General features: G+C 61.7%; 9 protein-coding genes and 1 pseudogene. 5 read left to right on the top strand and 5 right to left on the bottom strand.

Going from position 1 to position 13,391, the window contains the following annotated elements:
- The first annotated feature begins 1 nt into the window (after position 1).
- Together ACTQ1E_RS05215 and ACTQ1E_RS05210 are read left to right on the top strand one after the other, a co-directional pair.
- On the top strand, positions 2-817 hold the full coding sequence (locus ACTQ1E_RS05215; RefSeq protein ID WP_154517150.1) for an electron transfer flavoprotein subunit beta/FixA family protein: 816 nt from the start codon (positions 2-4) through the stop codon (positions 815-817).
- A complete protein-coding gene (locus tag ACTQ1E_RS05210; protein ID WP_441565127.1) occupies positions 818-2,023 on the top strand; it encodes an FAD-binding protein in 1,206 nt (401 codons plus the stop codon).
- Here the strand turns inward: ACTQ1E_RS05210 and ACTQ1E_RS05205 are convergent.
- Positions 2,020-2,832 (bottom strand): HD domain-containing protein, encoded by an 813-nt coding sequence (locus ACTQ1E_RS05205; protein ID WP_441565125.1) that lies wholly within the window; start codon positions 2,830-2,832, stop codon positions 2,020-2,022. The two genes, ACTQ1E_RS05210 and ACTQ1E_RS05205, sit on opposite strands and share 4 nt — an antisense overlap.
- Positions 2,833-3,346: 514 nt before the next feature.
- Between ACTQ1E_RS05205 and ACTQ1E_RS05200 the strand changes: the two genes are divergently transcribed.
- Entirely contained in the window at positions 3,347-4,369 is a 1,023-nt protein-coding gene (locus ACTQ1E_RS05200) for a 2-keto-3-deoxygluconate permease (protein ID WP_427719609.1), read from the top strand.
- Positions 4,370-4,528: 159 nt separating this feature from the next.
- Positions 4,529-5,671 carry a diguanylate cyclase domain-containing protein gene (locus ACTQ1E_RS05195; RefSeq protein ID WP_441565123.1) on the top strand — a complete coding sequence of 381 codons (1,143 nt, stop codon included), beginning with the start codon at positions 4,529-4,531 and terminating at the stop codon, positions 5,669-5,671.
- A gap of 307 nt (positions 5,672-5,978) precedes the next feature.
- On the opposite strand, the pseudogene ACTQ1E_RS05190 reads toward ACTQ1E_RS05195, so the two are convergent.
- The 4 genes and pseudogenes from ACTQ1E_RS05190 to ACTQ1E_RS05175 form a co-directional block, all read right to left on the bottom strand.
- A pseudogene (locus tag ACTQ1E_RS05190) lies at positions 5,979-6,335 on the bottom strand (hypothetical protein); the annotation flags it as partial.
- A 42-nt stretch (positions 6,336-6,377) separates the two neighbouring features.
- A complete protein-coding gene (locus ACTQ1E_RS05185; RefSeq protein ID WP_441057172.1) occupies positions 6,378-6,512 on the bottom strand; it encodes a hypothetical protein in 135 nt (44 codons plus the stop codon).
- Positions 6,513-6,647: 135 nt separating this feature from the next.
- Positions 6,648-7,583, bottom strand: coding sequence for a DMT family transporter (locus ACTQ1E_RS05180; protein ID WP_441565121.1), 936 nt, complete (start codon positions 7,581-7,583; stop codon positions 6,648-6,650).
- A gap of 101 nt (positions 7,584-7,684) precedes the next feature.
- On the bottom strand, positions 7,685-11,431 hold the full coding sequence (locus ACTQ1E_RS05175; RefSeq protein WP_441565120.1) for a phosphoribosylformylglycinamidine synthase: 3,747 nt from the start codon (positions 11,429-11,431) through the stop codon (positions 7,685-7,687).
- A 184-nt stretch (positions 11,432-11,615) separates the two neighbouring features.
- Between ACTQ1E_RS05175 and ACTQ1E_RS05170 the strand changes: the two genes are divergently transcribed.
- Positions 11,616-13,178: a cation:proton antiporter domain-containing protein gene (locus ACTQ1E_RS05170; protein ID WP_427794183.1), complete on the top strand. Its 1,563-nt coding sequence runs from the start codon at positions 11,616-11,618 to the stop codon at positions 13,176-13,178.
- The last annotated feature ends 213 nt before the right edge of the window (positions 13,179-13,391 follow it).

Genomic DNA, 13,391 nt, shown 5'->3' with positions numbered 1-13,391 from the left:
GATGAGCGATTTCCATATGGTGGTGTGCGTCAAGGCGGTGCCGGGCAGCACCGAGGTCAAGATGGACCCCAAGACCAATACCATCGTGCGCGATGGCAAGCAGGCGGTCATTAATCCCTTTGACGCGAGCGCTTTGGAATGCGCGCTGGCGCTGAAGGACGACTTTATCGGCTTTGGCATGGACGTGCGCGTAACGGTGGTGTCGATGGGCATCCCCGCGACTGAATCGCTATTGCGCGACTGCATCGCCCGAGGCGCCGATGACGCACTGCTGCTAACCGATCGCGCCTTTGCAGGTGCCGATACCCTGGCAACCACCTATGCCCTCAAGTGCGGCATCGAGGCACTCGACGAGGACTTCGACCTGCTCATCTGCGGCAAGATGGCGGTGGACGGCGATACGGCCCAGATTGGTCCCGAGCTTGCCGGTGCCTTCGAGATTCCCTGCGTGACCGACGTGAGCTGCGTGCAGAGTGCGGGCTTTACGACCTGTGGTTCACTGGCGCTTGTTCACGGCTGCGATGCCGGCGAGGAGACGGTCTATCTTGAGATGCCGTGCGCGATGACGACTGCCAAGGAGATTGGCCAACTGCGTATGCCGAGTATCGCCGGTATTCGTGCGGCCGAGGAGGCGGACGTGCGCGTGGTCAACGCTGCCGACGTGAACGCCGACCCCGCGCGCTGCGGTCTTGCCGGCTCGCCGACACAGGTCGTGCGATCGTTTGTGCCCGACCGCGACCAAACGTGCGAGGCCGTTGACGGAACGGCGTCCGAGCAGGCGGCGAAACTTGCCAAGATTATCGAGGGGATGGCATAGATGAGCGGACTGATTATCGATAGCGAAGCCTGTATCGGCTGTGGTCGCTGCGTTCGCGCCTGTGCCTCGGGCGGCATCGTAGTGGAAGGCGAGCGGCCCAACCGTTGCGCCCGCGTAACCGACGGCTGCATCCTATGCGGCGGGTGCGTCGACGCTTGCCCCGTCAATGCCATTTCGATCGAGCGCGACGAGGCCGCCGGCGCGGTTGACCTCGATGCATATCGAGACATTTGGGTATTCGCGCAGACCGACGAGCACGATACGGTGGCTCCCGTTGCCTTCGAGCTCATGGGCAAGGGCCGCGAGCTTGTCGATGCACGCGGCTGTCGCCTGGTGGCGCTGGTCGGCATGGGCCCCGAGGGTTCTCTCGGTGACCTGGAGCATCTGGTTTGCGCCGGTGCGGACGAGGTCCTGATCTGTCGCGACGAGCGTCTGCGCCAGAACGATGTGGAGGTCTACGCTCGCCTCATCTGCGATTTGGTGGTAGAGCGCAAGCCCGAGGCCATTCTGTACGGAGCGACCGCCTTTGGCCGCGAACTGGCACCCGGCGTTGCCGTGCGTTTGCAGACGGGCCTTACGGCTGACTGCACCGTGCTTTCGATGGATACGGAGACGGGGCTGCTGCAACAGACGCGTCCGGCGTTTGGCGGCAACCTGATGGCCACCATCGTCTGCCCCAATCATCGTCCCCAGATGGCAACGGTGCGCCCCGGCATCTTTAAGGCGCCCGACTTTGACTACGGCCGCTCCGGCACGATCACCCAGATAGCACTTGCGGATGATGCTAAGGCTCGTGTCGAGATCTCGATTCCCGCCGAGGAGTGGGGACAGCAGGCTTCAATCGCCGATGCCGAGCGCCTGGTCGTGGTGGGTCGCGGCATTGGTTCCAAGAAAAACCTGCCGATGATGCGAAGGCTCGCCGAGACTCTGGGAGCCGAGCTTGGCTGCACGCGACCCGTCGTGGAGGCCGGCTGGTTGGAGTATCGCCATCAGATTGGCCAGACGGGCGTATCGGTTTCGCCCAAGATGCTTGTGAGTATCGGTGTTTCGGGCGCCATCCAGCATCTTGCCGGCATCGGTGGGGCGGAATGCATTATCGCCATCAACGAGGACCCGGATGCCCCCATCTTTGGTGCTGCCCAGTACAAGGTTGTCGGTGATGCCGTCGAGGTCGTCGAGGAGCTGCTAGCCCAGCTTGAGCGCTAGGCGCGCACCAGCCAGTCGCGCATCTCTTCCCTAAGACGGCTCCAGGTTGCCTGTGTGGCGGGGTCGGTAAAGGGCTGCGTAATACCAAAGGGCGCGTCGAGCAGGCGGTAGATATCGCCCTGCTCGCGCGCCAGCGCGCGGCTCGCCGGATAGACGAGCTCAAACATAAAGCAGATGAGTCCTACCAGGTAGTCCGCGGGCTCGTCGCGTTCATCACGTGCGACGCAGCGGTGCTCGTCAAAGGCGGCCAACGTCGGCGCCGAGAAGTGGCTGGCGAGAAATGCGTCCTCATCCACCTTGAGGATGGTGTCGACGGTGCTGTCGGCGATGGTGCGCATAATGTCGATTTTGTCGCCATCGCGCACGATATCGCAGAAGTACCGTGTACGCTCGTCGAGTTGTGCCGGCAGGCGAAAGTCACTGTGATAGGCGATGCTCGCGCGGATGAGCTCGTCTTCTGCCGGGCTGTCGATAAAGCCGCGGATACTTGTTGCCGCGGGCGCGTCTGCAGGGTTTTTGCCAAAAAGGACCTCGAGGCCCAACTTCGCATGGCTCATGCTCTCGGCATCCTTAAACGTGTCCCAGCGTCGCAGCTGCTCAAAGCGGCCCATATCGTGCAACAGCCCACAAAGCCACGCCAGGTCAATGTCCTGCGGTGACCAGTCCTGCTTGCGTGCCACGGCATCGCATGCCTCGGCAACGTGGTACGTATGCTCGATTTTGAGCGCGATACGCGGATTGGCGGCATCGTAGGCATCGGTGTAGGTCCTGAAGGCCGCGATTGCCCCCGTTCGATCGATAGCTGTCATAACGACTTCCTAAAAAGCTGTGTCTTTCTGTGTCTTTCGATCCGGTGGCAATTGTAGGTGAACTCGGTTGCCGCCGGGCGATGATTCTGCCATGTCGTCGAATGCGGCTCGGAAAGCTTGTCGGGACGAGGAACGCTATGGTGCTCAAAATCGTTAAAACCGTCTGGCCGGTGATGCTTACCAATGTTGCGATAGGTGCGCCGTTGTCGATGTTCCCACCGCTATTGCGGGTTTCGTCTGCACATCGCTCTTTATTTGCCTGCTCTTTTCGCAGCGGCTGTCGGCGTCGTTGCGGTGGCAATCAAGACAAAGTCGATGTTGTGGTGCTACGTCTCGGGTATCGGGCTCTATATCGTTTTGAGCCTCGTATAGGAGTGGGGTGCGTTTACCGTCCGGGCCCCACGAATCGGATTTCTCACCGAGCCGGTCTGCTTCTTCTGGTACCATGGTCAAACTTTACTGTAGCAAAGCATGACGTGGGCTTTTGTTCTGCGTCGGCGGAAATGGGGGTTTCATGGCACAGGAAGCGATCGCCAACGAGCAAAAGAAATTCAAAGTACCGCGCATTCCGGGTGACATCATGATCTACCCGATGATCGTCGGCCTTTTGCTCAATACCTTCTGCCCGCAGGTCTTCGAGATCGGCGGCTTCTTTACCGCCGCCTGCCGCGGCGGTTCCAATACCATCGTCGCCGCGATCCTGTTGTTCGTGGGTGCCGGCATCAGCTTTAAGTCCACGCCGGGTGCCATCAAGACCGGCATCGTCGTACTGATTCCTAAGCTTGTGGTGGCAGCCGTGCTGGGCTTGAGCGTTGCGTATTTCTTTAACGACAACTTTTTGGGCCTGAGCTCGGTTTCCATCATCGGCGGCATTACGTTTTGCAACATGGCGCTCTACACGGGCATCATGGGCGAGTTTGGCGACGAGTCCGAGCAGGGCGCCGTGGGCATCCTGTTCTTCACGGCGGGCCCTGCGGTTACCATGATCATTCTTGGTGTCTCTGGTCTTGCCAACATTCCCGTTGGCACCATCATCGGTTCCATCCTGCCGCTCGTGATTGGCATGGTTTTGGGCAACCTCTTCCCGTTCATCAAGAACCTGCTGGTTCCCGGCACCAATCCTGCGATCGCCGTCATCGGATTTCAGCTCGGTGCGTCTATGAGCCTGTCGAGCTTTATCACCGGCGGCATTTCCGGCATCTTGCTGGGCCTTGTCACGTTGTTTGTCGTCGGCCCCATCACCTTTGCGTTCGAGCGCCTGTGCGGCGGTAACGGCAAAGCCGCCGTGGCTTGTTCCACCATCGCCGGCACGGCTATGACCACGCCGGTTGCTCTTGCCGAGGTCGCGCCGCGCTATGCCGAGCTTGCGCCCGCCGCATACGCTCAGATCGCCACCGCCGTCATCATCACGGCAATCATGGCTCCGATTCTGACCGGTTGGGTCGATAAGAAGTTCTACCAGGGCAAGGAAGACCTGTCGCCCGCCGGTGTCGAGGCCATCGAGGAAGCCGTCGCGGCCGACATCGATGGCGAGTAGCCATCGGCGCCCATCAATGATGCTGGCGTGCAACTCGCGCCGTGAGAGCGCCCGGGCGCTCTGGTATTATTCCCTCATTCCCCTCTGTATTGGGGGAGTTATGGTGATGCGTGCGGCTCGGAGAAGCGCTGTCGGTTTGATGATGGGGAGATGGGCCTGGTGGTTAAGGCGCTCAAGATTGAGATATTCCTGCTAAGCATGATTGTTCTTATCGGGCTTGCTGTGCGGAGTCGTCGCTCCTTGTTCTCGAGCACCCAGCAGCTATTGTTTAGCATGCTTGGCTACACCTCTGCCGCGTACATATTATTCGATATGATCTGGGTGCTATTGGATGGTGTGGACGGCACGTTGGGCATTGCTGTCAACTGGATTTCCAACGCGGTTTCGTTTTCGCTCTTTGCCATCGTGTGTCTCACTTGGTTTATCTATTCCGAGACGGTGCAGGGTTCTCGCCTTTTGGCCTCGCGCTATAGGGTGGTGCTTGTAGCGTCGCCTACGATTCTGGTGGTCGTGCTGGCGTTTACCAGTTACTGGACGCACGCCCTGTTCTATATCGATTCGCAGGGCGTGTATAGTCGCGGCTCTGCTTATATGATCCAGCCCATTGTCAGCTACTGTTACGTTCTACATACGTCCCTACATGCGTTTGTGCAATCTCGCAGGGTCGAGAGCCTGCAGACGAAGACCATCTATCGAACCTTGGCATTTTTCGCCATTCCGGCCCTGGTGGGCGGTACCTTTCAGGTTGTATACTCGTTGCCCGGCCTTTGTGTCGGCATAATGATTAGCATATTGCTGCTCTACATTGTCTTCCAGGAGCAGCTCATCTCGACCGACCCGTTGACTGGCCTCAACAATCGCAACCGTTTTGAGACCTATATACTGTCGCTCTTCTCAAATGTGGATCAGGCCGAAGACGTGTATCTGCTTGTGATGGATGCCGACGGCTTTAAGCAGATTAACGACCGCTATGGACATGTGGAGGGCGACCATGCTCTTCAGGTCATATCTGCTGCGCTCAAAGAAGTCTGCTCGGCGTCTGGTAGCTTTATCGCGCGTTATGGCGGCGATGAGTTCGTGGTGCTTCAAAAGGCGATGGTGGAGCAGGATATCTTGCATCTGTGCGCGGCAATCAACGACGAGCTCGCGCGCGCCGAGGTTCCGTATCTGTTGCGGATGTCCATCGGCTACGCACGGGTTGGTGATGGCGTCGATACCTGGCAAGACTTGCTCCGTGCTGCCGACGCGGAGCTCTACCGCGTAAAGCGCGAGAAGAAGAAAGTCGGCGTCCAGATACGCTAAAAAAGGGGGCGCACGACCGTTGCGATGGTCGTGCGACCCTTCTGCGCTTTCGGGGACTAGTATCGGCTGTCGAAGATGCGCCTCGTCTTTTTCTCGGAGCGCGGCAGCTCACCAGGCGCGGCGTGGCATTGCCATGGTTTTCGATGGGGTTAAACGCGTCTGCAGTCTTGCCGCTGGAGTAGGCGTCTGCAATCTGCGGCAGGCGCTCGTTAACCTCGCCATGGGCGGCAAACGAACGGCGCGGGAAGATAACCCATTTGGGATCCTTCTCAAAGGTGCCAGCGGGATGTGCGACGGTATGCTCGGGTACCTCCAAATAGGTTGAGGCGTGACATACGCGGGTGGTGGGGCGCACGATAACGGGCGTATGGTAGCGCTCCGAGATTTCAAATGCCTCTTGCATCATCGCGTAACCCTGCTCCAGATTTTGCGGATCGAGCACGGGGATCTTCGCAAATGCGGCAAAGCGGCGCGTATCCTGCTCGGTTTGAGAGGAGATGGGGCCGGGATCATCGGCAACAAACAGCACCAGACCGCCCTTGATGCCCACGTAGTTGAGGCTCATGAGCGGGTCGGAGGCAACGTTTAGTCCGACTTGTTTGCAGGTAAAAAGGCAGCGCGCTCCTGCATACGATGCACCTGCCAGCACCTCGAGCGCGGCTTTTTCGTTGGTCGACCACTCGACGTGGACACCCTCGGCACTACCTTAGGCCTTGAGTTTGGCAACTGTCTCGACAAGTTCCGTCGACGGCGTGCCCGGGTAACCGGCGACCACGCGAACGCCCGCCGCAAGCGCGGCATACGCAAAGGCCTGGTTTCCCATAACCAGTTTCTTATGCATCTGTATCCCCTCGATGTCGCCGGCGCGTTACGGCAAGACGGCGTCTGCCGCCGCGACTCGGTACGAAATCAACGAGATACAGTGTACTCCATTAAGCTAAAGTGAGAGCTGCCCTTTTCAAAACGGGGTGGTTTGTTAGGCCTTTTTAGGTTTGTTGACAATGATGATGCCACTGCAGACCAAGAGCAGGGCCACAATTACGGTAACAGGGCTCGTGCCAGCGCCCTCTCCGAGCAACAACGCGCTCAACAGCACGCCAAAGACCGGGTTCATAAAGCCAAAGACCGAAACGCGGCTAACGGGGTTGACGGCGAGTAGGCGGGACCACAGCGAGTACGCGACGGCGGAAATGAGCGCCATATAAATGATGAGCGCGATGGCGGGGGCGATTTCGGTGGGGAATAGCGCGCCGCCCATCAAAAACCCGATGGCGGTAAGGACCAAACCGCCGACCAAAAACTGCCAGCCGGCGAGCAAGACGCCGTCATGCTCGCGCGAGAAGATGCCAATGAGGCAGGTCGACAGGGCGCCCGCAATAGTGGAAGCCAAGATAAATCCCTCGCCGTCGAGTGTAAAGCCAAAGGTGCCGTCCGCACTCGAAAGGTTGACGAATGCGACGCCGGCAAAGCCCAGTACGCAGCCGAGCACCTTGGTCGCATCGAGCTTTTCGGTGCGAAACGCCAGAGCGGCAAAGAGGATGGCGAGGAAGTTGGCGCTGGCCTCGATGATGGAACTCGACATGGCGCTGGCGCGCGAGAGTCCCAGGTAGAAAAAGAAGTACTGCCCGATAGTCTGGAAGAGCGACAGGATGCAGATGGGCTTAATGTCGCGAGCCTGTGGAACGAGTGGGCAGCGCTGGGCCGCACTCATCCCAACGATAACCAGGGCGCCGGCAAGCGTGAAGCGCAAGCCCGCAAAGAGCAGCTGCGAGGCGCTATCGTGCGCGGGGATGCCAAAGAGCTCGTAGCCGATCTTGATGCAGGGGAAAGCCGACCCCCAGAGTGCGCAGCAGACGAGGCAGCCCAGGATGAGTCCGGGCAGGGTGGCGAGATACGGCTTACGGCTTTCCATGATGTCCTTCCTGTATGCGCGAAGTAAAAAAAGAACCCGCCACCGGGTGTGCCGGTGGCGGGTGTTGTTACCCGAGGGGATTGTACCCGATGGGAACGTATTTAAGCGAAGTAGGCTACGCCGCTCTCAAAGATCGGCATGAACTTATCGCCGGGGACATGCTCGGGCACGTTGCGGTACAGGTTGTCGCCGCGACGCTCGGCATGGCCCATCTTGCCCAGGACGCGGCCGTCGGGGCTCGTGATGCCCTCGATGGCGAGCGCGGAGCCGTTGGGGTTGACGGAGAGATCCATGCTGGGCTTGCCATCCTCGCCCACGTACTGCGTGGCGACCTGGCCGTTGGCGATCAGCTGGGCGAGCACTTCATCGTTGGCGACAAAGCGGCCCTCGCCGTGGCTGATGGCGACGGTGTAGGGGTCGTCCAGACTGCACTGCGACAGCCACGGGGACAGGTTGGACGAGATGCGGGTGCGCACCAGACGGCTCTGATGGCGACCGATGGTGTTGAACGTCAGCGTGGGCGCATCGGGCGTGGCATCGACGATGTCGCCGTAGGGCACCAGGCCGAGCTTGATCAGGGCCTGGAAGCCGTTGCAGATGCCCAGCATCAGGCCGTCGCGGGCCTTGAGCAGGTCGCGGACTGCCTCGATGACCTCGGGAGCGCGGAAGAACGCCGTGATGAACTTGGCGGAGCCGTCGGGCTCGTCGCCGCCCGAGAAGCCGCCGGGAATCATGACGATCTGGCTTGCACGGATGCGGCGGGCGAGCTCGTGGGTGCTCTCGGCGACGGCCTCGGGCGTGAGGTTGTTGATCACGAAGGTGTCGGCCTCGGCGCCGGCGGCGCGGAAGGCGCGGGCGCTATCGTACTCGCAGTTGTTGCCGGGGAACACAGGGATGATCACGCGCGGGCGGGCGATCTTGGCGCCGCCGTACACGTGGATATCCTTGGCGCGGAAGTCGATGGCCTCGACCTCGGGGGTCTCGCCGGCGCTGCGGTAGGCGAAGACGCCCTCGATACCGCTCTCCCAGGCCTCCTGGAGCTCGGCGAGCTCGATGACTTCGGAGCCGGTGTCGATGACATAGCCCTCGACGGTGGTACCCAGGGGCTCGACGACAACGCCGTCGGCGACCTCGGGCAGCTCGGCGTCCTCGGCGAGCTCGACGATAAAGCTGCCGTAGAGCGGGGTGAAGAGGCTCTCCACGTCCACATCTTCGGCAAGCTCGATACCGATCTGGTTGCCGACGCACATCTTAAAGAGGCTCTCGGCGCCGCAGCCGTAGCCGGGCGTGGAGACGGCCAGGGCGTCGCCGGTAGCGGTGAGCGCCTCGACGGCGTCAAACGCGGCGAGCAGCTGCTGGGCATCGGGGCGGTAGTCCTCGCCGTAGGTGGCGGGGGCGATGCGAACGACGCGGTGCGTGAGGCCCTTAAACTCGGGGGAGACGGCGCGGGCGGCACGGCCCACGGCGACAGCGAAGCTGATCAGGGTCGGCGGAACGTTGAGCTCGCCGGCCTCGTCCTCAAACGAGCCGCTCATGGAATCCTTGCCGCCGATGGCGCCGGCACCCAGGTCGACCTGGGCCATAAGGGCGCCCAGGACGGCTGCCATGGGCTTGCCCCAACGTTCGGGCTCGGTGCGCAGGCGCTCAAAGTACTCCTGGAAGGAGAGGTAGGCGCGCTTGTGCTCAAAGCCGGCGGCAACGAGCTTGGCGATGGACTCGACCACGGACAGGTAGGCGCCTGCAAACTGGTCGGCCTCCATCAGGTAGGGGTTGAAGCCCCATGCCATAGCGCTCGCCGTGGTGGTCTCGCCGTCCACGGGGAACTTGGCGACCATGGCAGAGCTCGGGGTGAGCTGCGTCTTGCCGCCAAAGGGCATGAGCACGGTAGCGGCACCGATGGTGGAGTCGAAGCGCTCGGAAAGGCCCTTGTTGGAGGCGACGTTGAGATCGGTGACAAGCGAGGTCATGCGCTCGGCAAGCGTGGTGCCGGCCCAGCTGGGTTGCCACACGCTGCGGGCACACACGTGGGCGACCTGGTGCTTGGGTGCGCCGTTGGAGTTGAGGAACTCGCGGGACAGATCGACGATGGCGACGCCGTTCCAGGCCATACGCATGCGCGGCTCGGCGGTAACCTCGGCGATGACGGTCGCCTCCAGGTTCTCCTCGGCGGCATAACCCATGAACTCCTCGACGTCACCGTCGGCGACGGCGCAGGCCATGCGCTCCTGGGACTCGGAGATAGCGAGCTCGGTTCCGTCCAGGCCGTCGTACTTCTTGGTCACGGTGTCCAGGTCGACATACAGGCCGTCGGCAAGCTCGCCCACGGCGACCGAGACGCCGCCGGCGCCAAAGTCGTTGCAGCGCTTGATCAGGCGGCAGGCGTCGCCGCGGCGGAACAGACGCTGCAGCTTGCGCTCGACCGGGGCGTTGCCCTTCTGGACCTCGGCACCCGAGGTTTCGATGGAATCGGTGTTCTGGGTCTTGGAGGAGCCGGTGGCGCCGCCGATGCCGTCACGGCCGGTGCGGCCGCCCAGCAGGATGATCTTGTCGGTGGGGGCGGGGCACTCGCGACGCACGTGGTTTGCCGGGGTGGCGCCCACGACGGCGCCGACCTCCATGCGCTTGGCCACGTAGCCGGGGTGATAGAGTTCGTTGACCTGACCGGTGGCAAGGCCGATCTGGTTGCCGTAGCTGGAGTAGCCGGCGGCAGCGGTGGTCACGAGCTTGCGCTGCGGCAGCTTGCCCTCGAGCGTCTCGGAGACCGGGACGGTGGGGTCGCCGGCGCCGGTGACGCGCATGGCCTGGTACACATAGCTGCGGCCAGAGAGCGGGTCACGGATGGCGCCGCCCACGCAGGTGGCGGCACCGCCGAAGGGCTCGATCTCGGTCGGGTGGTTGTGGGTCTCGTTCTTAAACAGGAACAGCCAGTCCTGGTCCTCGCCGTCGACATCGACCTTCACCTTGACGGTGCAGGCGTTGATCTCCTCGGACTCGTCGACATCGGTCATGACGCCGGTCTTCTTAAGGTACTTGGCACCGATGGTGCCCATGTCCATAAGGCAGACGGGCTTGGCGTCGCGACCGAGCTCGTGGCGCATCTCCATATAGCGGTCGAAGGCCTGCTGTACCACGGCGTCATCGATTGTCACGTCGTCCAGGACGGTACCGAAGGTGGTGTGGCGGCAGTGGTCGGACCAATAGGTGTCGATCACGCGGATCTCGGTGATGGTGGGGTCGCGGTCCTCATCGCGGAAGTACTGCTGGCAGAAGGCGATGTCCGCCTCGTCCATGGCAAGGCCGCGCTCGGAGATAAAGGCGGCAAGGCCGGCCTCGTCGAGTTCGCGGAAGCCGTCGAGCACCTCGACGGGCTGGGGCTCGGGGGTCTCCATGTACAGCGTCTCGGGTAGGTCGAGCGAGGCGATGCGGGCCTCGACGGGATTCACCACGTAGTGCTTGATGGCCTCGATGGCGGCTTCGTCCAGAGTGCCCGAGATCATATAGACTTTGGCGGAGCGCACGGCGGGGCGCTCGCCCTGGCTGATGAGCTGCACGCACTCGCTGGCGGAGTCGGCGCGCTGGTCAAACTGGCCAGGCAGGAATTCGACGGCAAAGACGGCGCCATCGCTTGCGGGGAGTTCGTCGTAGGTCACATCGACCTGGGGCTCGCTAAAGACGGTCGGAACGCAGGAGCGGAAAAGCTCCTCGTCGATGCCCTCGACGTCGTAGCGGTTGATGATCCTCAGGGCCTCGATGCCCTTGATGCCGAGAATTTCGGTCAGCTCGCCCTTGAGCTGCTGAGCCTCGACGTCGAACCCGGGTTTCTTCTCCACGTAAATACGAGAGACCATTGGTTCCTGCCTTCCTGATCGGTTGGGCGTACGGTGCGGTATGCGGCAGCGGTCGGTTTGCGGGACAAGCCTCGCGGTCGCCTTGAGCCACATGTTTGTAAACGTCACTATGATACGACAGCTCATGGCGTATTGAGGACGGCGAGGGTGCTACAGTGAAGCGCAAACAAGAGAAAGGCATCACATGGCATTCGTTTCGCTCGCCATCATCGCGCTTGTGGCTTTCGCAAGCCCCTTTATCGCATCGGCGATTCCCGGAAAGCCCGTTCCCGAGACGGTTTTTTTGCTCGTGTTCGGCGCGGTGCTGGGACCTCACATGCTCGGCGTCATCCATGTAGATGCCGAGGTCTCGCTTGTGTCCGAGCTCGGTCTGGCCTTTTTGTTCCTGCTTGCCGGCTTTGAGATCGACCCCAAGAACATCACGGGCGTCGAGGGACGCTACGGTATGGCGACGTGGGTCGTCACGTTTGGCATCGCCTGGCTTGCCGTGCGCTTTACCCCGTGGTTCTCGGTCAGCCATTTCGACGGTATCGCTGTGACGCTGGCGCTCACTTCGACGGCGCTCGGCACGCTCGTGCCCATCATGCGTGAGCGTTCGCTGACCGGCACGCGTGTGGGTGACTCCATCCTTGCCTATGGCACGTGGGGAGAGCTCGGTCCCGTGCTCGCCATGTCGGTGCTGCTCTCCGCTCGTACTGGTATCCAGACGCTCGTGATCCTTGGCTTGTTTGCACTGGTCTGTGTGCTGTTGGCCGTGGTTCCGAGCCGCTCCAAGCGCGTCGGCAGCCGCTTCTTTGCGTTTGTCGAGGAACGGGCCGACACGACGTCGCAGACGTTCGTGCGCCTGACGGTGCTCATCCTGGTCACACTCGTGGCATTTTCCGCCATCTTTGACCTCGACATCGTGTTGGGCTCTTTTGCCGCTGGCTTTGTCCTGCGCTATATCATCCCCGAGGGCAACCATACGCTCGAGACCAAGCTCGATGGCCTGGCCTATGGCTTTTTGATTCCGGTGTTCTTTACCGTGTCAGGCGCAAAGATTGACCTGACGGCCGTGGCGTCGCGCCCGGGTCTGCTCGTGGGCTTTATCGCGGCGTTGCTGATCATTCGCGCCGTGCCGATCCTTGTCTCTATGAGCATTTGTCCCGCGACACGTGACGTTTCGGCGTATGGCCGCATTACCGTGGCCCTGTACTGCACTACGGCCCTGCCGATCATCGTTGCCGTGACGAGTGTGGCCGTCAACGCAGGCGCGCTGTCGCAAGACGTCGCCTCGGTTATGGTAGCCGCCGGTGCCATCACGGTGTTCTTGATGCCGCTGCTCGCGCAGCTCTTCTATCGCGTGGTCGATGCCGCGCCGGCCACTGCCGTGGCAGAGGTCGCCGAGCACCCTGCCGACGCACTCGATATCCTGCGCGCTCACCACGACCTAGCGAGCCTGCTCGCGCGCGAGCATGAGCTTTTGACCTCGCATGGCCATGGGCGTTCGCTCGACGGCATACCTACCCTTGATTCCATTGCTGACCGCCTCTCGACCGAGGCGGCAAGCGGCCACATCGATGCCCGTATCGTGGACGCCGCTCATTTGCTGGCTGAGAAGACCTATGGCGACGAGATCGACCCGTCCAAGCTGACTCCACGCGAGCGCCGCCGCCTGGAGCGCGCCAAGCTCGCCGTGCGCGAATACCGCCGCCGCATGCTGGAGCTCTACGCGCGCGATGAAGCCCAGGACGACGACGGCAAATAACGAGATGCTTCCCTAGGGGAAGCCGCGTCCCGCTTTAAAGACCCGAAACGGGACGCAGTTTCCGCATCGGCCCCCATCGGGAAGTCACATCCCAGAATGGAAGCGGGACTGCGGACAAAAAGTTGGACCGTTGAGGTCCGGAACGGAGTCCGCATGGCATACAGTAGGAGAATGGTGGAGAGGGCCAGGGCGCTTCGCGGCGCCGGGCTCACC

The organism is Collinsella sp. LCP21S3_C7 (assembly GCF_052118485.1).
In the GTDB taxonomy this organism is placed as follows: domain Bacteria; phylum Actinomycetota; class Coriobacteriia; order Coriobacteriales; family Coriobacteriaceae; genus Collinsella.
The sequence above is the reverse complement of the archived record's forward strand: the minus strand, read 5'-3'. Positions and strand labels throughout refer to the sequence as shown.